Annotated in this window: 24 protein-coding genes, 1 tRNA gene and 1 other RNA gene; 21 read left to right on the forward strand and 5 right to left on the reverse strand. The window is 67.1% G+C overall.

Annotated elements, in window-relative coordinates; all coding sequences use genetic code 11:
* Nucleotides 1–18 precede the first annotated feature (18 nt).
* The 4 genes from EV379_RS04375 (at nucleotide 19) to EV379_RS04390 (ending at nucleotide 4,984) form a co-directional block, all read left to right on the forward strand.
* A complete protein-coding gene (locus EV379_RS04375) occupies nucleotides 19–3,021 on the forward strand; it encodes a hypothetical protein (protein ID WP_130505061.1) in 3,003 nt (1,000 codons plus the stop codon).
* Complete coding sequence (locus EV379_RS04380; RefSeq protein WP_130505062.1) at nucleotides 3,005–3,658, forward strand: ATP-binding cassette domain-containing protein; 654 nt, start codon at nucleotides 3,005–3,007, stop codon at nucleotides 3,656–3,658. The genes EV379_RS04375 and EV379_RS04380 overlap by 17 nt, the downstream gene beginning before the upstream one ends.
* A 105-nt stretch (nucleotides 3,659–3,763) precedes the next feature.
* Nucleotides 3,764–4,240 carry an SsrA-binding protein SmpB gene (gene smpB / locus EV379_RS04385; protein WP_130505063.1) on the forward strand — a complete coding sequence of 159 codons (477 nt, stop codon included), beginning with the start codon at nucleotides 3,764–3,766 and terminating at the stop codon, nucleotides 4,238–4,240.
* A gap of 3 nt (nucleotides 4,241–4,243) precedes the next feature.
* Entirely contained in the window at nucleotides 4,244–4,984 is a 741-nt protein-coding gene (locus tag EV379_RS04390) for a tyrosine-protein phosphatase (protein ID WP_130505064.1), read from the forward strand.
* Nucleotides 4,985–5,015: 31 nt separating this feature from the next.
* Here the strand turns inward: EV379_RS04390 and EV379_RS04395 are convergent, their stop codons facing one another.
* Nucleotides 5,016–5,678, reverse strand: a complete 663-nt coding sequence (locus EV379_RS04395; RefSeq protein ID WP_165397284.1) for an SIMPL domain-containing protein — start codon at nucleotides 5,676–5,678, stop codon at nucleotides 5,016–5,018.
* Nucleotides 5,679–5,837: 159 nt separating this feature from the next.
* Between EV379_RS04395 and ssrA the strand changes: the two genes are divergently transcribed.
* Nucleotides 5,838–6,213: a transfer-messenger RNA gene (gene ssrA / locus EV379_RS04400) on the forward strand.
* A 114-nt stretch (nucleotides 6,214–6,327) separates the two neighbouring features.
* Here the strand turns inward: ssrA and EV379_RS04405 are convergent.
* The gene (locus EV379_RS04405) at nucleotides 6,328–6,852 is read right to left on the reverse strand and encodes a septum formation family protein (protein WP_130505066.1); all 525 of its coding nucleotides are present in this window, start codon (nucleotides 6,850–6,852) and stop codon (nucleotides 6,328–6,330) included.
* Between the two features lie 96 nt (nucleotides 6,853–6,948).
* Entirely contained in the window at nucleotides 6,949–7,743 is a 795-nt protein-coding gene (gene hisN, locus EV379_RS04410; RefSeq protein WP_130505067.1) for a histidinol-phosphatase, read from the reverse strand.
* Nucleotides 7,744–7,867: 124 nt separating this feature from the next.
* Here hisN and EV379_RS04415 point away from each other — a divergent pair.
* A tRNA-Lys gene (locus tag EV379_RS04415) sits at nucleotides 7,868–7,943 on the forward strand.
* Here EV379_RS04415 and EV379_RS17585 read toward each other — a convergent pair.
* Entirely contained in the window at nucleotides 7,906–8,208 is a 303-nt protein-coding gene (locus tag EV379_RS17585) for a helix-turn-helix domain-containing protein (protein ID WP_207226313.1), read from the reverse strand. The two genes, EV379_RS04415 and EV379_RS17585, sit on opposite strands and share 38 nt — an antisense overlap.
* Before the next feature lie 481 nt (nucleotides 8,209–8,689).
* Here EV379_RS17585 and EV379_RS04425 point away from each other — a divergent pair, with 481 nt between their 5' ends.
* Both EV379_RS04425 and EV379_RS04430 read left to right on the forward strand, forming a co-directional pair.
* Nucleotides 8,690–8,926, forward strand: a complete 237-nt coding sequence (locus EV379_RS04425; protein WP_130505068.1) for a hypothetical protein — start codon at nucleotides 8,690–8,692, stop codon at nucleotides 8,924–8,926.
* Entirely contained in the window at nucleotides 8,923–9,198 is a 276-nt protein-coding gene (locus tag EV379_RS04430; protein WP_130505069.1) for a hypothetical protein, read from the forward strand. The genes EV379_RS04425 and EV379_RS04430 overlap by 4 nt, the downstream gene beginning before the upstream one ends.
* 77 nt (nucleotides 9,199–9,275) lie before the next feature.
* On the opposite strand, the gene EV379_RS17130 is transcribed toward EV379_RS04430, so the two are convergent.
* Nucleotides 9,276–9,443 carry a hypothetical protein gene (locus tag EV379_RS17130; RefSeq protein WP_165397285.1) on the reverse strand — a complete coding sequence of 56 codons (168 nt, stop codon included), beginning with the start codon at nucleotides 9,441–9,443 and terminating at the stop codon, nucleotides 9,276–9,278.
* A 77-nt stretch (nucleotides 9,444–9,520) separates the two neighbouring features.
* On the opposite strand from EV379_RS17130, the gene EV379_RS04435 reads away from it, so the two are divergent.
* From EV379_RS04435 to EV379_RS04495, 13 genes are all read left to right on the forward strand, one after another.
* The gene (locus EV379_RS04435) at nucleotides 9,521–9,784 is read left to right on the forward strand and encodes an HNH endonuclease (RefSeq protein WP_130505070.1); all 264 of its coding nucleotides are present in this window, start codon (nucleotides 9,521–9,523) and stop codon (nucleotides 9,782–9,784) included.
* 76 nt (nucleotides 9,785–9,860) lie between these two features.
* Complete coding sequence (locus EV379_RS04440; protein ID WP_130505071.1) at nucleotides 9,861–10,229, forward strand: hypothetical protein; 369 nt, start codon at nucleotides 9,861–9,863, stop codon at nucleotides 10,227–10,229.
* Nucleotides 10,201–11,604 (forward strand): terminase large subunit domain-containing protein, encoded by a 1,404-nt coding sequence (locus EV379_RS04445; RefSeq protein ID WP_130505072.1) that lies wholly within the window; start codon nucleotides 10,201–10,203, stop codon nucleotides 11,602–11,604. Before EV379_RS04440 ends, EV379_RS04445 begins: the two co-directional genes overlap by 29 nt.
* Before the next feature lie 12 nt (nucleotides 11,605–11,616).
* The gene (locus tag EV379_RS04450) at nucleotides 11,617–11,805 is read left to right on the forward strand and encodes a hypothetical protein (protein ID WP_130505073.1); all 189 of its coding nucleotides are present in this window, start codon (nucleotides 11,617–11,619) and stop codon (nucleotides 11,803–11,805) included.
* A 37-nt stretch (nucleotides 11,806–11,842) separates the two neighbouring features.
* The gene (locus EV379_RS04455) at nucleotides 11,843–12,967 is read left to right on the forward strand and encodes a phage portal family protein (protein ID WP_130505074.1); all 1,125 of its coding nucleotides are present in this window, start codon (nucleotides 11,843–11,845) and stop codon (nucleotides 12,965–12,967) included.
* Nucleotides 12,964–14,676: an HK97 family phage prohead protease gene (locus EV379_RS04460; protein ID WP_130505075.1), complete on the forward strand. Its 1,713-nt coding sequence runs from the start codon at nucleotides 12,964–12,966 to the stop codon at nucleotides 14,674–14,676. Before EV379_RS04455 ends, EV379_RS04460 begins: the two co-directional genes overlap by 4 nt.
* 65 nt (nucleotides 14,677–14,741) lie before the next feature.
* On the forward strand, nucleotides 14,742–15,074 hold the full coding sequence (locus EV379_RS04465) for a hypothetical protein (protein ID WP_130505076.1): 333 nt from the start codon (nucleotides 14,742–14,744) through the stop codon (nucleotides 15,072–15,074).
* A gap of 2 nt (nucleotides 15,075–15,076) precedes the next feature.
* Nucleotides 15,077–15,457 carry a hypothetical protein gene (locus EV379_RS04470; protein WP_130505077.1) on the forward strand — a complete coding sequence of 127 codons (381 nt, stop codon included), beginning with the start codon at nucleotides 15,077–15,079 and terminating at the stop codon, nucleotides 15,455–15,457.
* A 2-nt stretch (nucleotides 15,458–15,459) separates the two neighbouring features.
* Nucleotides 15,460–15,873 (forward strand): hypothetical protein, encoded by a 414-nt coding sequence (locus EV379_RS04475; protein ID WP_130505078.1) that lies wholly within the window; start codon nucleotides 15,460–15,462, stop codon nucleotides 15,871–15,873.
* Nucleotides 15,874–15,962: 89 nt separating this feature from the next.
* Entirely contained in the window at nucleotides 15,963–16,376 is a 414-nt protein-coding gene (locus tag EV379_RS04480; protein WP_130505079.1) for a hypothetical protein, read from the forward strand.
* Nucleotides 16,376–17,815: a hypothetical protein gene (locus EV379_RS04485; RefSeq protein ID WP_130505080.1), complete on the forward strand. Its 1,440-nt coding sequence runs from the start codon at nucleotides 16,376–16,378 to the stop codon at nucleotides 17,813–17,815. The genes EV379_RS04480 and EV379_RS04485 overlap by 1 nt, the downstream gene beginning before the upstream one ends.
* Nucleotides 17,815–18,171 carry a hypothetical protein gene (locus tag EV379_RS04490; RefSeq protein WP_130505081.1) on the forward strand — a complete coding sequence of 119 codons (357 nt, stop codon included), beginning with the start codon at nucleotides 17,815–17,817 and terminating at the stop codon, nucleotides 18,169–18,171. Before EV379_RS04485 ends, EV379_RS04490 begins: the two co-directional genes overlap by 1 nt.
* Nucleotides 18,168–19,871: a hypothetical protein gene (locus tag EV379_RS04495; protein ID WP_130505082.1), complete on the forward strand. Its 1,704-nt coding sequence runs from the start codon at nucleotides 18,168–18,170 to the stop codon at nucleotides 19,869–19,871. Before EV379_RS04490 ends, EV379_RS04495 begins: the two co-directional genes overlap by 4 nt.
* The last annotated feature ends 1 nt before the right edge of the window (nucleotide 19,872 follow it).

Raw genomic sequence — 19,872 nt, forward strand, 5'->3', positions numbered from 1 at the left:
CCTGCGCGGGTGGCCGCCGTGGGGTTGCTCGCGCTGACGATGCTGGCCGCCTCGCTCGTGCAGGGCGCGGCGGCAGCGGCGCTGCGCCACGGCGTCGACGCCTCGTCGCGCCCGCTCTACGACATCCTGGTGACCGCGGCGGATGCCGGGGCGGCGCGACCGACGGTGTTCCCTCCCGGTGCGCTCAGCAGTGCGGTATCCGCGCTGACACAGGACGATGTCGCGGCGATCCGTGCGCTGGACGGCGTGGAGGTGGCAGCGCCGATCGGGCACATCGTGCTCCCCAATCTGTGGAGCTCGCAGCTGCGGCTGCGGGCGCCGCTTGATCCGGCGCAGCTCACCCCGGCAGCAGAGAGCTACCGGGCGACTGTTCGTCTCATCACCGATGACGGGCTGGGGGAGCGGCTGGTCAGCGAGCGAATCTACAACCTTGCGCTGGATCGCTCGACCGCTCCCACCGCTCTTCCTCCCGAGCCGGACGAAGCGAACTCAACCGACATGTGCCCGATCGGCCCGGTCGCGGTGCCCTGCTCGCTGTTCGGCTGGAACTCCGGGTCAAGCCGCGCCGTCGCCTGGTTGGAGAACAAGGACTTCACGGGCGGATTCGGGTACCAAGAAGGCGGTGACGTCTGGGTGTCGCTCCCAGACCCCGTGTTCATCGATCAGTCGGTCACGCTCATCGATCCCGTCGCGGAGGCGGCACTGCTCGGTGGCGCGGCTGCCTTCCTCGAGCCGCTGCGCGAGCTGGGCGGTGAGCGCAGTCGATCCGTGCAAGAACTCGAGCGGTGGGCCGCGGCATCCGCGACACCGACTCAACGCGTGATTCGGCAGATGGTGGAGGACATCGCTTCCAGTCGCGAGCAAATGCGTTCGACCCCCGCGTACGCGGAGTATGCCCGGCTGATGGTCGAGCAGGGCCTGACACCGCGCGACGAGGATCTGGCCGGGCCGGAGGCCACGTACATTCCGCTGTTGGTGGCCGATGCACCGGAGCATGCCCCGCTCCGAGCCGAGCTCACGCTGGAAGGTTTTGGGCCGCTCGGTGATTTTGCCGGCCGCAGCGATCAGGATTTCTATGCTCCGACATTTCCCGATGCGCTCCGCTCCGGCGCGCCGGGAACGCCTCTCGGCACGGTGTCACAGGATGCGGGGGTGCTGCTCGACGCCTTCGCGCCCGGCACGGTCGACCTGCTGTGGCCGGGTTCCCCGGAGCCCGAGCCGCTGGAACCGGCCTGGGCGCAGGCGCGCACCATCCAGCTTGGCGATGCACTCGTGGTGGCGCCGAGCACACCGTCGGCGGTGCAACTGCAGCCGGACGGCAGCCGCACCGCCCGCCTTGACGGGCGTGGCTTCCGCTCGACGCTCGACGTGGCCGGCTCCGACAGCTCCGCCCAGGCCGGTGCCTCGCTTGACTCCGACCCGACAGTGCTCGGTGTCGAGTCTGTGTTCAGCACGCCGCGCCGCGCGGAGCGAGGAGTGGCCGAGCCGGCCGAGTATCACGCAGGCATCGCCGTCGGTCGCTTCACCGCGGCGGATCTCGACGGCGTCGCCGAGCTCGCTGCGGGTATTCCGCTCGGCGCATATGACTCGCCCGCTGCCGTTCTGGTGCAGGATGCCGATGGTGCGAAGCGCGCGCCCACGGCAATCACCCCGGCCCTCGGGGGATTCGGGCTTCTCGGTGCAGAGACCACCGCGTTCGGTGACATCCGCAGCCCCGTCTGGCGCGAGAGCCCGGCGGTCGACGCCGTCCGAGTGCGCGCAGCCGGGGTGAGTGATTATGACCCGAGGGGGATCGCCAGCGTCGTCGCCCTCGCTCGGTCAATCGAGGACGCGGGTTACACGGCGACCGTCGTGGCGGGCAGTCATGCGGACACCGTGCGGGTGACCGTCGACGACTACGCATTCGGCACCATGGATGCCGCGGCCGGCCAGCGCGTGGGGGAGCTCGGTGTCGTCGAGCAGCGCTGGACCGTTCTCGGGCCCGCCGCCGGGCTCACCAGCGCGGTCGGAACGGGCATGCTGTTGTTGCTGAACACCGTGCTGCTGGCGGTGCTCGGCCTCCTCGCGCTCACCGAGTTCGGGGCGATTCCTGCTCGACGGCGGGACGCAGCCACGCTGCGGGAACTGGGCTGGCGCCGCTCGCGCATTGCAGGCTGGTTCGCCGGCGAGCAACTCGTCGGACTGCTGCTCGTCGCAGGCGTCTGTGCGATCGCGCTGGCCGCCGCTCCAGCGCCAGCGGTCGCAGCACCCGTCGTCGCGGCGGGGGTGGTCGGCGCTGCGCTCATCTGCGTGACCGCGACCGTGCGCGCGACCCGGCCGCGCGAGGCGGGGACGGTGAGCGCCGAAACACTGGAGCGGTCGTTCGGCGTGGAGTACCGGCCGGAGGCGCGCGTCGTCGGCGGCGCCCTGCACGGCAACGATGCGGGCGATCGTGGCGCGGCATCCGCCCCACGTGCGCAGCGCAGGCTGCCGGGCTCGGCCGTCTCCTGGGGGATCCAGCGGGCCTGGCGAAGGCCGGCCGCCGCCCTCCCGATGGCCATCGCCGTGCTCACCGCCATGGCGACGGTTGCCGCCTTCGCCCTGGCGATGACCGAGATCACGGGCCATAACGCGCAGGCGCAGATGGGCGCGCAGCTCGCCGCGGTGGCGCCGCAGCTGCTGTTGGCGCTCTGCGGCGCGGGTGTCGCCGCCGTGCTCATTGTGCGCTCGCGCGCGCAGTCCGCTCGGGAGGGGCGCGAACTCCGCGCCGTGCTGGAGGCGACGGGCTGGCCGAACGAAGAGCGGCGACGGGCGGCGCTCTCCGCGTCGCTGGCGGTGACGCTCGCCAGTGTGCTGCTCGGCAGCTACCTGCTCTGGTTCGCGCTCGGCGCGCTGGGGGTCGCATCCGAGAACACCATCGTGAGCTCGGCATTGGCCGCGGGCATCGCGGTGGCAGTGCTGCTCCTCGTGCCGCTGCCTGCCTGGCGCGGCGCATCCCGCTTCACGAGAAAGGCCGTGGTCCCCGATGGCGATGCTGCTTGAGCTGAGAGACGTCTCGATCGCCTTCGCCGGTCGAGCGGATCGCGTGAGCCTCGTCGCCGACCGCCTCGACATCGGGCTGCGGGCCGGTCGCATGCACTGTGTGAGCGGCGCGCCCGGAGCGGGTAAGACGAGCGTGCTGCGCGTGGCGGCTGGGCTGCTGCGGCCCACCGCAGGCAGCGTGAGCTGGAACGGTGAGGAGCTCGGCACCCTCAGCGAGGACGCGGTGAGCGGCAGACGCGGTGCGCTGCTCGGCTACGTCGACCAGCAGGGTGCGCTGATCGATGAGCTCAGCGTGCTCGAGAACGTGCTCCTGCCCGCCGTTCCCCGGCGTGCTGCCGCCGCGCTCGGGCCCCGCGCGCACGCGCTGCTCGGCGAGCTCGGGGTCGGAGAGCTCGCCGCTCTCCGGCCAGCCGAACTCACCGCAGCCGAACGGACGCGGGTCGCGGTGGCGCGATCGCTGCTGCTCGAGCCACCGCTGCTCGTGCTCGACGAGCCGACGGCCGGCGTGGGGCGGGCCGACGCCGACGAGCTGATCGCGCTGCTGCTGCGACTGCGTGACGCCGGCACGTCGATCCTGGTGGCCTCACGGGAGCAAGCGCTGATCGATGCAGCAGACCACCGCTCGACGCTTGGCTGAGCGGCGCAGGCATTGCCGCGGATGCCGGCGCCGCGGCATCCGCTAGACTGAACGGCTGCCCGGCACCTGCCGTGGCATCTCACGAACAGACAGAAGGAGCCCGTCGTGCCCAGGGAACGTGGCGAGAAGGTCGTGGCCACCAATCGCAAGGCCCGCCACGACTATACGATCGAGGACAGCTACGAGGCCGGAATGGTGCTCTCCGGCACCGAGGTCAAGTCACTGCGAGCCGGTCGGGCGAGCCTCGTCGACGGCTACGCCTTCATCGAGGGCGGCGAGATCTGGCTCGATGCCGTGCACATCCCCGAGTACGTCGGCGGCACCTGGACGAACCACCCGCCGCGCCGGAAGCGCAAGCTGCTGCTGCACAAGCAGGAGATCGTCAAGATCAGCCACAAGACGAAAGAGGGCGGCTACACCCTCATTCCGCTGCAGATTTACTTCAAGGACGGCCGCGCCAAGGTCGAACTGGCCGTCGCGAAGGGTAAGAAAGAGTACGACAAGCGTCAGGCGCTGCGTGAGCGTCAGGACAAGCGGGAGGCCGACCGGGCCATCTCGAGCCGAAAGAACCTCGGAGAGTAGACGATGAACCCACAGACACGAATTCCCGTACCCGGAACATTCAATTTTCGTGATGTGGGTGGCTACGCCACACCGGACGGTTTCGTGCGCTCTGGCAAGCTCTTCCGCTCCGACGGGCTGAGCAAGCTGGGATCGGCAGGCAAGGCGGAGATGACGCGCCTCGGCGTGCGCACGGTGATCGACCTGCGCGACGACTTCGAGGCCGAGGTCATGCCAGACGACCTCGCCGGGCTCGACGTCGAGGCGGTCAGGCTGCCCGTCTTCGAGGGGTCCGGGGCGTCGCAGGGCGTTGCCGGGGTGAGCCTCGAGGCGCTGTACGAGAAGATCCTCGGCCAGCACTCGGATGTCGTCGTCGCCGCGCTCCGCGAGATTGCGAGCACGGACAACGGTGTGCTCGTGCACTGCACGGCGGGCAAGGACCGTACCGGCATCGTCGTGGCGCTCGCACTGCTCGTTGCCGGCGTCGATCGATCCGTCGTCCTGGCCGACTACGCGCGCTCGCAGACGAACCTCGACGGCGAATGGCTGGACGGCATGCTGGCGTTGATGGCCGCGCACGGCGTCGAGGCGACGCCGGAGCTGCGGGTGCTGATGGGTGGCAGCCCGCCGGAGGCTTTGGACGGGGCGCTCCGTTTCATCGAGGACGCCCACGGCTCTGTCACGCAGTACCTGCTCGATTCCGGCATGAGCCTGAACGACCTGGCCGCGCTGCGGTCGGCGCTCGTCGAGCCCAGCGCCGGCTGACCGCGCGGGGCGCAGCCGGCCTCGGCGGGCCTCAACTCGCGCTGAACCGCGCGTGCACGGCCGCCGAGACGACGATCTCCTCCGGGCTGAACTGCGCACCTCCGGCCGCACCGCGACTGCGGAGGCTCACGGAGTCGGCCATCGCCATCATCGGCATCGGGCTGTTCTCATCGCCGAGGAGGCCTGGATCGCTCAGCGCGAGTGGCGTGAGCGATCCGAGCCCGAGGCTCTGCGCGAAGTTCTCGGCTTTGACGAGCGCCGCCCCGACCGCGAGCTGCTGCGCCTCGTGGGTGAGCTCCCGCGTGGTCTCCTCGTGCAGGGCCCAGTCGATGCCGTGCACGGTGACGCCCTCGCGCAGCGACGCGGCGCCCAGCCACTCGGAGAGAGCGGCGAAATCGGCGAACGTCGCGGTGACGGATGCCGCAGAGTGGTAGACGACCGGCAGCTGCTCACCGTTCTGGCTCCACGGCCGCTGGCCCCACACGCGCAGCTGCTCGGTGCTCCACGCGGTTACCGGGCCGCCGTCCGCCAGGAGCGCCGCCAGCTCCTCGCTCACCGCCCCGTGCAGCTCCGTGCTCGACGCGAGCACCCGCTCGCGGACAGGGCCCTCGAAACCGACGGAAAGCTGTGCCGTCGCGCGCTCGGGGGAGTGCTTGAGCTCGGCTTCGCCTGAAACGGTGATGATGGTGGGCACGGTTGTCCTCTCGACGATCCCGGCGCCGGAATGTCACGGCTTCGGAATGGATTTCCTTGGGCTGCTGTTCTAGACTGTAGGGCTGCATGAGGTTCTCGTCTAGGCGGGTGCTCGTGCGGCGTTTGGAAACTCAACAGCGTGTGACAACGACCCACTCATGGGGATGATCGGTTTCGACATTGCCTGCATGACTGCGAGAAGCGGGTCGAGGATTCAGGGTTATCTCGTAAACGATCTCTGAAAAACAATAAGTGCCAATTCAAAGCGCACTGACTTCGCCCTCGCTGCCTAAGCGAGCGCACTAAAGAAGTCCGTCAGGCCGGGAATGCTCTCTACCCGGACCCTGGCGCCATTTAGAGAGATTGCTTCTACATTGAGCCGCGGGGTGTAGAGGGACTCAAACGAAGGCTGGGCTCGTCGGAGTAGGTGCCAGTGGCAAATTCCGGAGCCGAGTAGAACGACTTCACTGGATACACCCGTAGAAGGCGCAGAACTACAGCAGTGGACCCGGGTTCAATTCCCGGCATCTCCACCCTTGGTCGTTGTCACACGTTGTTGTCCACGCGAAAGGCCGCCCACAGTGTGAAAACACTGGGGCGGCCTTTCGTGTGTCCGGATGTCGCTCCGCCGGTTGTGGCTGGGCCGACTGTCAGCGCGCGGCGCCGGCGAGTGACCCGGTGGTCTGAGCCGACGGGTCGTAGATGATGCACGACACCACGCGGTCGCCGGCCTCGGTCCAGCCGATCTCGGTCGGCGTGTAGGGGTAATAGTCCAGCTGGGACTCTTCGTAGGCGATCCCGGCGAAGGGCGCGAAGGCGCCGTAGCAGATCTCGTCCGCCTTGATCTGGACCTGCTCATCGCCGGGGAACTCGTCGCCCTCCAGGATGCCCTCGAAATACGCCTCCTCGTCGTGCGGCTCCGCGCACGGGACAACGGGCACGTCGCTCACGGTCTCTGCACCGGCCTCGTTCAGGCAGTCGCCGACCTTGATGGAGAAGACGTCGGCCTGGCCGCCCTCCGTGATCTCCTGCGTCTCGGCATCGCGGACCGGCTTCTGGCCCGACTCGAGCACGCCCTGCAGCACCGAGCAGCCGCTCAGGCCGGCGGCGAGGACCGCGGCGGCTGCGACGGCAACCGTGCGGGTGATGATCGTGGTTCGTGTTGAATGTTGCACTGTGGCTTCCCCCGTAGTTTCATGGCGCGGGGAAAACGTACCCCCCGAACGGGATGCTAGCGCACCACCGTGTCCGGGGAGAAACGCGGGGAATGCTCAGCGAAGAGCGTCGAGTACGGCCTCGTGCAGCAGACCGTTGCTGGCCAGCGCGTTGCCGTGCCAGGGGCCTGGCTCGCCCGTCACCGAGGTGAATCGGCCGCCGGCCTCCTCCACGATGGGGACGAGTGCCGCGAGGTCGTACGGCTTCACGTCGAACTCGCCCGCGACGTCGATCAGGCCCTCGGCCAGCAGCATGTACGACCACATGTCGCCGTAGGCGCGGTCACGCCAGACGGTGCGGGTCAGCGCGATCAGTTTGTCGAGGTAGCCGGCCTCGTCCCACTGGGCGATGCTGTTGAAGCTGATGGAGGAGTCGCTGAGTTCGCGCACGCCGCTCACGCGGAGCGGGCGCGGCGCTGCGCCGGCCTCCTGGATGAACGCTCCGCCGCCGGATGCCGCCCACCAGCGTGACTTCATGGCGGGCGCGCTGACGACACCCAGCACGGGGTGGCCGTCGATGCTCAGCGAGATGAGGGTTGCCCAGACGGGTACGCCGCGGAGGAAGTTGGCCGTGCCGTCGATCGGGTCGATGATCCACTGGCGGGTGCTGTCGCCCTCCGTGCCGTACTCCTCGCCCAGGATGCCGTCGGCAGGGCGGGCCTCGGCGATGCGGGCACGGATCGCGCGCTCGACGGCTTGGTCGGCATCCGTCACGAAACTCCGGTCGGGCTTCGTCGAGATCTCGAGGTCGTTCGAGCGGAAGCGGGCGAAGGAAATCGCGTCGGCGATGTCGGCGAGTTCCTGGGCGAGAGCGAGGTCGTCGGCCAGGTTGGCAGCTGCGTCAAGGGTCACACAGTCACATTAGTGGAGGCGTAAGCGGCCCGCGCGACACACCCGGGTGCAGCGGATTCGTCAGCCCCGAAATCTGATGCTATTGTTTTATCTCGGCCCGGGAAACAGAAACGGGCTGAGATACGCACCTCTAGCTCAATCGGCAGAGCAACTGACTCTTAATCAGTGGGTTCTCGGTTCAAGTCCGAGGGGGTGCACCAATCCTGAAACGGTCCCAGCTTCGGCTGGGGCCGTTTTTGCGTTAACGCCCTCTGCCAGCCACTCAAGCGGCTGCCCAATCTCGCGCGCCCAGATCACAACCTGGGAGAACGACGGCTCGCGCTCGCCCCGCTCCCACAGGGAGATTGTCGGACGGGACGCACCAACGCGTCGGCCCATCTCGGTCTGATCGATTCCGGCCATCTTCCGCCCCCAGCTCAGGCGCTCGCCTAACGGCATTGTCGGGGCAACTGTCATGTTCACCATGCGAGCAGCTTACAACGCGCGATGAATACATTCCTAGACACGCCGCATTCAATCCACAGCTTTATGCACAATGTGGACAACTCTTGCGGTCATGAATACAAAAGGATTCACGAGGGCAAGGTCGCGGCGCACGGCGCTGCCACTGCCGCGCTCGGCGTTACTGAGTTCGCCTCCGGGAGCACCGGGGGCGAACTCAACACGCCGCAGGTTGAGCCTGCACCCACCGCCGCACATGGCTGTGAGACCCGCAGAGCTGCACTGCGAACCAACAGTGCCCCGAGCAGACGGGGGAGCGGTAAGTGGTACGACCGGGCGCTCCACTCGACACCCGTCCTGCACCCGCCTGTCAGTAGCGCGATCGAGAGACGCGCCCACAGACGACCGACGCCCCGGCTCCGCCGAAGCATCGAGTCCTGTGTCCCTTCCGTTCTCGGAGGGGGCCACACCTCCCTCAACCACCTCACCACCGAAGGATCGGCGAATGACTCGCCCAACTCACACCCGCTGCGCTCTCCACCGCAACCCCGACGCCGCCCACGACTTCCACCCTGACTCCGGCTACTGCATCCACGGATGTGGCAACAGGGACGACGGCCGCGTGATCGTGATGACCTCCGGCAGAGTCCTGATCCCCGGTCCGACGTACACGCGCGAGCAGCTCGACGCTATGACCCGCCACACCCCCGAAGACACGCCCCTCGATTGGAACCAAGCATGAGCAAGCACCGCGACACGTTCACGCCGATCAGCCGACACGCTCAAGGCCGATGGCGCGTCGAGCGCGCCGGAGCGCCCCGAGGCCTCGGCTACGCCCGCGGCTGGCTGGCCACCAACATTCTGACCGGCGTCGGTGCATACCTCACCACGTGGACCGAGGCGATGGAGCTAGCGACGGGCGGGCCACTCGAACCGAAGTCGACGCGTCCCACCTGGGCGGAGATCGCCGAGTTCAGCGACAGCCTCGTGTGCGTGAGCGAGGCCACCGCGTGAGCGACCCCAGCTACGTCGACCCGACGCTCGCCGCTGTACTCACCGTTGGACTGTGGCTGACGTTGGCGGTGATCTGGCTACGCGCTCGCCTTCGCCGTCTGCGCAGCTTCCGCCTTGATCTCGCGGCGGTGCTGACGAATCGCGGCGAGCATCGCGCCCTTCACGACGAAGAAGAGCAGCACCCAGAAGGCCGGGATGGCGACGATCAGGGCGAGGACGAGCATGCCGGTGTCGGTAGGAGTCATGCCCGCATGCTATCGGCAGGCGGAGCCCGCTGATGGCGCAGCTTCGGCGCGGCCCGGGTCTGCTCGCTGATCCCTCGATGCCTCGTGAGCAGTGGGGTGGTCGCAAGGCGCAGCAGTACGTGAAGCTCACGCTCTCGACATACGGCACAGTGTGCTGGCTGTGCGGGCTGCCCGGCGCGAACAGCGCGGATCACGTGATCCCGCGCTCGAAGGGCGGCGCAGTGTTCCACCTCGACAACCTCGGCCCGGCGCACAAGCACTGCAACGAGAGCCGAGGGAATCGGCCGGCCGAAACGTTCGCACTCATCGAAGACGGCACTCAGTTTTTTAGCTCGGCCTAGCTGGACACCCACGCGCAGCCCCGTCCATTTTCTCCCAACCCACTACAAAAAATCAGGATCCTGACGGGAACGAACCATGACAAACGAATCGGACACAGAAGCCGCGATGCTCCCCGGCTTCGAGTCGCCGCCCGAGCCGAAGGGCAGCCTCGCCGCAGCCGTCGCCGCTCAGATCTCCGCATTGCGCTCGCTCGGCTACATCGAGGCGAACCACTCCGCCCAGGTCGAGCTTGCGCTCGTCGCGGCCCGCGATATTGACCGCTCGTTCGGTCGTGGTGCACCGTCCGGCCGGGCGAACCTGCTGCGCGTGATGAACGAGATCCTCGAATCTCTGCCGCAGCCCGAGGCCGCGTCGAAGGATCTGCTCGACGAGGTTGTGAGCGCCATGATGCACGATGACGAAGACGAGGTGAGTGATGCAGTTTCAGTCCTCGCCGCCCCCTAGGTTCATCACTCCACGCGATCCGGCTGCGGCGACTGAGGGCCGACAGATCGCCCGCCTCTCTCGTGCGCTCGGCAAGCCCCTCATGCCGTGGCAGCGCATGGTCGTGGACGGCGCGACGGAGAAGACCGCGAACGGGTTTTACAAGTACCCCGTTGTCGTCGTCACGGTGCCCCGGCAGTCGGGAAAGACAACCCTCGTCGGCCCGGTGCAGATCCACCGCATCATGACCCGCCCGAAGATCAGCGCGTTCTTCACCGCCCAGACCGGCAAAGACGCCACCGACCGTATGCGCGACATCATCACGATGGCAACGGGCTCCCCGCTCAAGCCATTGTTCAAGCCGAGGTATGCCGCTGGCAGCATGGGCCTCTCACTCGCCAACGGATCACGGCTGACGACCTTCGCCGGGCCCGACAACATCCACGGCGAGACTCCGCACCTCGTCACGATGGACGAGATCTGGCGACACGATCAGGCCAAGGGAATCGACTTCATGGGCGCCATCGGCCCCGCGCAGGCAACCCTCGAAGGCGAGTCTCAAATCTGGTTTATCTCGACCATGGGCACCTCGAACAGCGGCATGCTCAATGACCTCGTGGAGCGGGGCCGCTCCCAATGGCCGGGCATGTTCTACGCCGAGTGGTCGATGGCCGACGGGCTCGACCCGTACGAGCCCCAGACGTGGTGGACGTTCCACCCCGCGCTCGGCAACACGATCACCGAGAGCTACCTCGCGAAAGAGTCCAACGACCAGCCGCACGGCGAGTGGATGCGCGCCTACATGAATCGCCTCACGTCCTCCTCTGATCCGCTCGTGGCCGAGGAAGATTGGCAGGATCTGAACCGCAAGCCGCTCGCCGTCCCCTCGAAACGAGATCTCGCCATCACCTATGAGGTGGCTTACGGTGGCGAGTCGGCGGCGGTCATGGCGACGTGGCGCGACACCGACGGCGTGGCATGCACCCGAGTGCTCCACGCTGCTCCCGGCACGGCGTGGCTGATCCCGTTCATCGTCTGGATCATCACCGACTGGAAGCCCGCCGTGGTTGCCGCCGACGACGGCGGCGAGACTCGGCGCGTGACCGACGAGCTGCGCCGACTCGGCCACGAGATCTCGACCATCGGCTACGGCGACTTTGCCACAGCATGCGTTGGCCTCCTCACCTACATCCGCGAGAAGCAGCTCCGCCAGGACGGCTCCCGCACCCTCGCCGCCGCGATCGCGCACGTCGTGCTGCAGCCCATGTCCGACGGGTGGCGGTTCTCGAGGAAGAACAGCACCGGCCCTATCGCAGCACTCAACGCCGCAGCCGTCGGGCTGTGGGCATACGACCACCGCGAGCCAGAGCTCGCCAAGCCCATCATCCACTTCTGAGAGGCCCGAACAATGACGATCAAGCTGGACTCGACCCGTATCTCCACCGTCGTGAAGTGCTCCGAATGCCCGTGGTGGGCGGCATTCGCGGACTCGAAACTCGAAGGTTGGACGGTCGGCGCACGGCATGACTCGCTCGTGCACGGCGGCTCAAAACAGTCCACCGACGCACTGAGCTGGACGAAGCAACACGCCGAGTGATTTTCAGCACTCGGTGTGACTAGTGACGATTCTCCACGTGGGAATCGTCACTGAAGTTAAGCGCCTGTTCGGGTTCGAGCTGTCGGCCGTTGTTGCCAGCCCCGAGTCGCCGTGGGCCACCTCGCCCATTGGGCAGTTCACGCTCGACAACCTCTACAAGCTCGGCGAGCACATCCGAGTGACCGAACCTCGTGCCCGTCAGCTCTCGGTGATCTCGCGGGCCGAGGGCATCACCACCGGCACGATCCAGCGGATGCCGTTGTTCACCGCGAATCGGGCTACCGGCATCCGGCTCCCCGCTCAGCCGTCACTTCTCGTCCAGCCTGAGCGCGGCATTCCCCGCTCGACCACGCTGCGCCGTACCGCCAGGGCGATCTTCTACCACCCAGCAACGTGGTGGCACGTGACCGAGCGCGACGCGTACGGATGGCCGACGTTCGTGCGCTACGTTCCACAGCACGAGGCCCGCACCGACGACGCCGGGCGGCTGATCAACGCGTTCGGCAAGGACGTCAACCAAGACGACGTGATCGACTTTGTGAATCCTGACGGCGGACTCCTCGTCCGTGGGGCCGAAACGATCCGGCGCAGCATCCTCGTCGACCGCGCCGCAGCACACGCCGAGTCCAACCCCGTCCCATCCATCGACCTCCACAACGACGGCCCAGATCTCGAAACCACCGAGATCGACGCCCTGATAACCCGGTGGCGCGAGGCCCGCGAGAACGGCGGCATCGGCTACACGAGCAAGACGCTGAAGGCCACGCCGCTCGGCCAGCCCGTCGAGCAACTGCTCATCGACGCCCGCAAGAAGCTCGAACTCGAACAGGCCCGCCACGCCGGGATGCCCGCGTGGGCCGTCGACGTGGAGCTGGCCGGAACGTCCCTGAATTACAGCAACAACGCCAGCCGGTGGCGCGACCTCCTCAACCTCTCGGCCATCGCCGACGTGTCGACCATCATCACCGACCGGCTCTCGCTCGGCGACGTGACCCCGGCCACGCAGACCGTCGGCTTCGACACCGACCAGTTCACCCGCGACGACATGACCACCCGCTTCACCGCCTACAAGCTCGGCAAGGACGGCGGGTTCGTAACGAACGACCAGATCGCCACATGGGAGGGCTGGGCGAGCCCAGCACCCGAAGGGAGCACCAAGTGAACCGCAAACAACTCGACCGCCTCCACCGGCTCGGCCTCATCGGCGATGTGCAGCACACGGCGGGAATCGCCACGCTGAACGCCGGGGCCCAGTTCCGCCCCAAGCTCAGCGCCGTCCGAGTCAACGCTGCCATCACTCTCGCAGTCGACCCGACCGCCCGCACCATCAGCGGCACCGCCTCGATCTACGGCGAGTTCATCCCCTCGCACTACATGTACCTCGACGCCGGGTGTCTCAACTCCCGGATGCCGCTGAACAAGAACAAAATGCTCGTCGACCACGACATGCGCCAGCCCGTCGGCTACCTCACCGAACTGGACGAGGGAACCCTCGCCGTCACTTACACGATCCCCGAAGGAGAAGAGGGCGACGACGCCCTCGCATCCGCCGAGAAGGGGCTCCGCGACGGGCTCTCGGTGGGGTTCACCGCCTCCGAGTACTACTTCGACGAAGACCTCAATATCCACGTCACCGCCGCCGACTGGTACGAAACCAGTCTCGTAGCCGTCCCCGCCGTCGCCGACGCCGGGGTGAACAACGTTGCCGCCGCCGTGGCAACCTCGCCCACCGAACCCAAGGAGTTCATTGTGAATCGACACCAGCTCGCGGCGGCCTTCGCCGCAGGCACCATCACCCAAGAGCAGTACGACGCCGCCCTCGCCGCGATCGTCGCCACCGAGGCCGCCACCCCCACGCCGGCCGTTCCGGTTGCCGCCGACGTACAGGCTGGCCCCACCCACGACCCGGCCCCAGCCGCCAACCTCGAAGTCAACCAGCGACCCATGAACCTCGCCGCCGTCGCACAGCGCGTCGCGTCCGGCGTCCGCAGCGGCGAACTGACCAACTCCGAGGGCGTCGCCCTCGCCATCGGCGAGTTCCTGCCCAGCCAGGACGACGGGCAGGCATTCACCCGCCCCGAGTGGCTGGGCGAGCTGCGCACCCTTACCAAGTCCGACCGCCCGTGGATCGACGCCATCGGTTCCCCGCTGCCGCTGACCTCGCTCAAGGCCGAAGGCTGGCGCTGGGACGAGGAGCCTGAGGTGAACGAGCACAGCCTCGACACGTTCGACGAGGTGACCGGAAACGACCCGACCACGGCGGGTGACGCCTTCACCCCGTTCATGGTCGCCGCCGCTCACCGTGTGCAGCGCAGCGTGATCGACTTCGCCGACCCGCAGTTCACCGTCGACTTCCTCACGGCCCGCATGCGCCGCTACAACATCAAGTCGAACATCGGCATCCGCTCCCGCATGCTCGCCGCTGCGAGCGCGCCGACCGGCACCGTCACCAAGGGCGGCGTCGTCGCCGTGCTCAAGCAGCTCGTCAAGGACGTGCGCCCGATCGGCGGCCGCCTGAACCGCGTCTTCCTCGACAACCTCCTCTACGAGGAGCTGGAAGACCTCGACGTCGGCCCCACCTCGACGCTGCCGCTCTGGCTCCGCCAGGCATCCATCGGCATCAACCTCGCCGATGGCACCGCCGACGTGGCCGGGCTCGCAATCGTCAACGATCCCGCCCTCGAAGCCGGGCAGGCGCTCGGCTTCGACAACAGCATCGTGGACGTGCGCGAGTCCCCGGTGATCCAGCCGACCGCCGTCGCGATCTCGGTCGCCGCCGTCGACATGGGCCTGTTCGGATACCTCCGCCTCGACGACCACGACCCCCGCGGCATCGTCAAGCGCAAGTACGTCCCGGCGCCCACCCCGTAGCACCCCCGGTGCCCGGCCCCGAACGGGGTCGGGCACCATCCACCCTCACATGGAAGGTGCCCGTCATGGTCACTTGGCACACCGCCGACACCGCTCGCGCCGAGTGGAAGGACGCCCCCGCCACCGACGAGCTGAACGACCTCCTCGCGACGGCCAAAATCGAGTGCATCGAGTTCGCCACGAGCAAACCCTACGAGGAGTTCGATGAACCAGCGGGCGGCATCCGCCCCGGCTGGCGCATCGCGCAACTCCTCCAAGCCCGGGCCATCTGGACGTTCAAACAGACCGGCCCGCAAGACACCATTGGGTACGAGGGCGGCGGCGTCCGCGTCTACCCCATGGACGCCAACATCCGCGCACGGCTCCGCCCGCTGCGCCCCGTCCCCGGAGTGGGATAAGCATGGCCGACGAAACCACCACCCGTGCCCAGCTCGCCGCAGCCCTCCGCGCGGCCCTGCCCGGCAGTTACACCGTCTACGGCTACCCCCTCAACCTCGGCCCGCTCAGCGCGGCCGTGACAGCAGCCATCGTCGTGGAGCGGCGCAAGGTCGAACCCGCCCCCAATCAGGGCAGCGCGCGCGAAACGTTCTGGATCTGGGTCATCACCGACCAGCTAGACGAGGAGAAGGCCGAGGACACGCTCGACACTGCCCTCACCACCGTGCTCGACGCGCTGCTCCCGCTGACGTGGTGCACCGCACCCGACGCCACCCGCGACAGGTACGACGAGCAGAAGCACGCGTATCGCATCGAAATCACCGTCAACACGAACAAGGAGTAGACATGCCACAGATCAACGTTGCCCCCAGGGCACAAAAGAACCTCAAGCTCAGCATTGGGGCCGACACCTACGAGAAGCATGTGAGCAACGTGCAGTGGACGCCGACCAGCTCAACGGCTGAGTGGCGAGGTGGCACTCCGGATGCCGTCTTCACCGACACGACCTCGCCGACGTGGACGGCGAACATCACGCTCGTGCAGGACTTCGAGACCGAGGACAGCCTCGCCAACTTCCTCCTCGACCACGCCGGGGAGCAGGTCGAGATGAAGTACAAGCCGGATGCCGATGGAACGTTCGAGATCAGCGCCACCGTCACCCTCGCACCTCCGGCCATCGGCGGCGCAGTCAACGCGTTCAACGAGTCGACCGTCGCCATGGGCTCGACCAAGCCCGTCCGCACACCCGTCGGCCCGTAACCATGTTCGATGTCCGCCGATCTCCCGAACTGAAAGCGGCGGTGTTCGGCCTCCGCCGCGCGAATGCCGAGGTGCGCAAAGGCGTCAACGTGCAGACGCGTCAGGAGATCGGCGGACGCTGGAAGACCGCAGTCGAGAGTCGTGCCTCGACCAACATGGAGCGGGCCATCATCGTGAAGGGCGCCCGCGCCCGCGCCGGAACCGACCGGTTCAGCCTCCTCGCCGCAACCTCCCGCAAACCTCTGCGAGGCGGCCTCGTGCCCGCCTTCGAATGGGCAGGTGGCGAGTTCGGCGCACGCAGCCGCCAGGCCGAGGTGCGCACCCGCTCGCGCAAGGGCAAGGCCTACACCGCCAAGAAGTGGATCAACAGACAGTTCAAAGGCCGGGTCAAAGAGGGCCGCATCGCCTACGACGCGGCATCCGAGATCGGCACATGGGCCGTCGCCCAGTGGGTGCAATTCATCGTCGACAACTACGCCAAAGCAGGAAGGAAGACCAACTAATGGCAATCACCATTGACTTCCTCTCAAACGTTCGCGACCTCCTCCGAGGCACCGACGACGCCGAGGAGGCCTTCGAGGGCGTCGCCGACTCACTAGACGACCTCGCCCGCGAGAGCCAGCGTGCAGGCGACAAGCTCGGCGACAACATCCGCGACGGAGCGAAGGACGCAGAGAAAGGCGTCGACCGGCTGGAACGCTCGTTCAAGGAACTTGCGGATACCTCGAAGCGCGAGGCCAAAGGAGCGGGCGACCAGATCGGCCGAAACTACAAGAAGGGCACCGACGACGCGCGCGACGGGCTCAAAGACTTCAAAGAGGAAGCGAACTCCACAGCCAAAGAATCCGCCGCCAGCTTCGACGGCTCTGCCGATTCCATCGTGGACATGTTCCAAGAGGTCGCGGCCAACGCCTTCGCGGGGTTCGGGCCTGCAGGCGCAGCGGCCGGCCTCGCCGCAGCCGTCGGAATCGGGCTCATCAGCTCCGCGCTGCAAGCTGGATCTGAGGACAGCGAAGCCATGCGAGAGAAGGTCGGCGAACTCGCAACCGAGCTAATAGAAACCGGCGACGTTGGCAAGCTCTCTCTCGAGTACGTCATCGACAAGATCAAAGAGCTTGCCACCGAAACCGACCCCGCGAAGAACTCGCTCGATGACCTCCGCGAGATCGCCCGCAAGACCGGCGTACCCTTCGACCGGCTCGCCGGGCTCTACGCCGACAACAGCGACGCCCTCGACGAGTACATCGGTGGTGTGCGTGAACAGATCAAGGCCATGGAAGGGGCAGGCCGGGGGCTCGGCGACTTCAACGCGTTCATGGAAAAGAGCGCTGACAGTGAGAAGTACACGGGTCTTGTCCTGATCGCGCGGAAGTACGACAGCATCAAGAAGTCGACCGAGGAAGCAGCCGCAGAGGAAGCCGCGTGGCTCGCACTCGGCGGCCCCGAGTTCGAGCGCAAAGCACAGCTCGTCGGAACCGTCAACGACGCATACGACGACGCCGCTGGCAGCGTTCAGGACTACATCAACAAAGAGACCGGTCTGTTCGACACCGCCGCATACATCGCCGCCATGCAAGAGAAGCAGCAGGCGCTAATTGACTACCAGGACACACTCGCCACAAGCCCGCTGTCGGACTCGGCGAAGAGTTTTCTGGACTCGCAGGGTGCAGAAGCAGCGGCAACCTTCCTCGCCGGGTACAAGGCTGCTACGCCCGAGCAACAGGACGAGCTGGGTCGCATCTGGACTGAGGCGGGAAAGACCTCCAGCGGCTCGTATTCAACGGCCCTCGCCGCCGGTATCCCGAAAACGATGGAAGGCCCGCTAGTCACGCCCCGGATCGGCGATGTCGACCTATCCGAGATTCAACGACAGATCTCAAACCATCGATTCGTGGCTCGCGTCGCGACCAAGTTCGATCGAGTCGGAAGCCCGGTGCTCTAATGTCCACGATCACAGACGGCACAACGACCATCACGCCTCTATTGGTGCTTGGGTACGAGGCGACTAGGCAGGGACGCAACATCATCCACCCGATCATCGGGCGGCCCGATCCCGATGTCACGCTCGCGCCCGCCGCGCTGCGGACGGGGACACTGAGCCTGCTGTTCAAAGACGAGCCGACCGCAGCCGGATGCATGACCATGCACGCCGCCGCCGCAGTATTCACCGTCGACCGTGACGACCTGCCGGGAGCGTCGATGAGGTACGTCGTCGCAGGCCGCATCGGGGTCACTCTCGACCCGGCGACCCTGCTTCGGTGCGTGGTGACGGTGGACTTTCAGGAGGTCGCACCGTGACGATCTCAACGCACGACTACGCGGCAACCCTGCTAGTGGGGGCGGGGCACGCCCTCTCGCCGCGCGGCGGCCGGGTCACGATGGACGAGGGGTGGTCGCCACACGTCCAGGCGGAGCTGACGATCCCGATTCCAGCGCAGACCGTGCAAGAGCTGATCGACCCGCGCCAGCCGCGCCGGGTCAAGATCAGTTGCGCGGCCAACTACACCCCGGCCCAATCCCGGGTGTTCGACCTCGGCCTGCGCGATCGCCAGATCGACCACGAGGCCGGGGAGATGACGCTCTCGCTAGCCTCCGATGAAGCCCTCCTGCAGGACGACGTGTGGCTCGCCACTGCCCCCAACACGGCGGCACTGGCCTATCAGTCGTCGCTGCGCAGCATCATCAACAACGTTGTGCTGTCCCGCATTGGCGCCGCCCTGCAGCCCGGCGCAGCTGACTCGTCTTTCTACGTGCTCACCGACTCCACAAACCTGTTCACCAACCCGACCGCACAGATCGACACCACCGACACAACGTCGCAGGGCCTCACCAACTTGGTACGGCAGACCGGCGTCGTTCCCGGGTCGCACGGCACGGGGTTCCGGCTCAACGGTGCCGCAGCCACCGGCGACTCGGCAATGATGATCGGCGGCGATTCGGGCGCGCTGCGCAACGGTATGCAGGCAGGCAAGACGTACACGGTGTCGGGCATCTTCATGATCTCGGCAGCGATGGCCGGTACCGCTGTCGCACAGGCGCGCCGCATCGTCGCGTACACCCGCGTCGGCTCAGGCTCGTACGTGACGACCAGCTCAGCGCAGGCTCCCAACGCGGCCGGGAACACCCGGCTCTCGGTGACCTTCACCGTCCCGCCCGGCGCAACCGAAGCGTTCGTGCGGTTCTACCACGGCCACGCGAGCACGGCATCGTGCTACTGGATCGACCTTCGCCTCTCCGAAGGCACAGAGACCGCCTACTTCGACGGCGACACTGCCGACACTGCCGACTACGGCTACAACTGGACAGGCGCAGCGGGCAAGAGCACCGCGACACGCACCGCCCTCGTCGACCGCTCGCCCGAACTGCTCAACTGGAAGCCAGGCGAGTCGGCATGGGACTTTGTGCAGCCGCTCTTTCAGGCGGCCGCCCTGCGACTCTTCTGCGACGAGGCGCGCAAGTGGTGGCTCGTCGACGGCAGCTACATCGCCAGTGGACAGACGCAGCTCTCCACCGCGAAGAACCTCACGAAGGCAGTCGACCAGATCAGCCGCGACGACGACGACTGGTTCGACGCCGCGCTATTCATCTACAGATGGCGGGATTCCACCGGGGCTGCGCAAGAAGCGATCGACTGGTATGCCGAACCGGGGCGCAGCCGTGTCAGGACTTTCATCCTCGAGCGCGCGTACCCCGGCCCCGGCGCTGCGCGGTACGCCGTCAAGCGCGCGGCCGGACGCGGGCGGACTCTCGACGTGTCTGCCGTGTCGCAGTACGCAGTGAAACCCACACAGCCCGTAACCGTCACGCTCCCAGCAACACCGATCCAGACCGGCGTTGTTGCCTCCGTCGCGTGGGATCTCGCGACCGACGAAATGGCCGTGAAGACGCGCGGTCTAACTGATACCCCGCCGACGGCATGGATCTTCCTGCCAGCCGGTACCTCGTGGCTCGCCTCACCTCCCGGTGGGTCGTGGCTTTCCGAAACGATTGGAGCATAGC

The sequence above is a fragment of the Microterricola gilva genome, from assembly GCF_004217495.1.
Classification (GTDB): Bacteria; Actinomycetota; Actinomycetes; order Actinomycetales; family Microbacteriaceae; genus Microterricola; species Microterricola gilva.

Bases quoted from the DNA above. Each gene is read 5' to 3' on its own strand.
- EV379_RS04380 (WP_130505062.1), top strand. From the start codon at position 3,005: ATGGCGATGCTGCTTGAGCTGAGAGACGTCTCGATCGCCTTCGCCGGT.
- EV379_RS04390 (WP_130505064.1), top strand. From the start codon at position 4,244: ATGAACCCACAGACACGAATTCCCGTACCCGGAACATTCAATTTTCGT.
- EV379_RS17585 (WP_207226313.1), bottom strand. From the start codon at position 8,208: ATGGTGAACATGACAGTTGCCCCGACAATGCCGTTAGGCGAGCGCCTG.
- EV379_RS04425 (WP_130505068.1), top strand. From the start codon at position 8,690: ATGACTCGCCCAACTCACACCCGCTGCGCTCTCCACCGCAACCCCGAC.
- EV379_RS04430 (WP_130505069.1), top strand. From the start codon at position 8,923: ATGAGCAAGCACCGCGACACGTTCACGCCGATCAGCCGACACGCTCAA.
- EV379_RS17130 (WP_165397285.1), bottom strand. From the start codon at position 9,443: ATGACTCCTACCGACACCGGCATGCTCGTCCTCGCCCTGATCGTCGCC.
- EV379_RS04435 (WP_130505070.1), top strand. From the start codon at position 9,521: ATGCCTCGTGAGCAGTGGGGTGGTCGCAAGGCGCAGCAGTACGTGAAG.
- EV379_RS04440 (WP_130505071.1), top strand. From the start codon at position 9,861: ATGACAAACGAATCGGACACAGAAGCCGCGATGCTCCCCGGCTTCGAG.
- EV379_RS04445 (WP_130505072.1), top strand. From the start codon at position 10,201: ATGCAGTTTCAGTCCTCGCCGCCCCCTAGGTTCATCACTCCACGCGAT.
- EV379_RS04450 (WP_130505073.1), top strand. From the start codon at position 11,617: ATGACGATCAAGCTGGACTCGACCCGTATCTCCACCGTCGTGAAGTGC.
- EV379_RS04465 (WP_130505076.1), top strand. From the start codon at position 14,742: ATGGTCACTTGGCACACCGCCGACACCGCTCGCGCCGAGTGGAAGGAC.
- EV379_RS04470 (WP_130505077.1), top strand. From the start codon at position 15,077: ATGGCCGACGAAACCACCACCCGTGCCCAGCTCGCCGCAGCCCTCCGC.
- EV379_RS04475 (WP_130505078.1), top strand. From the start codon at position 15,460: ATGCCACAGATCAACGTTGCCCCCAGGGCACAAAAGAACCTCAAGCTC.
- EV379_RS04485 (WP_130505080.1), top strand. From the start codon at position 16,376: ATGGCAATCACCATTGACTTCCTCTCAAACGTTCGCGACCTCCTCCGA.
- EV379_RS04490 (WP_130505081.1), top strand. From the start codon at position 17,815: ATGTCCACGATCACAGACGGCACAACGACCATCACGCCTCTATTGGTG.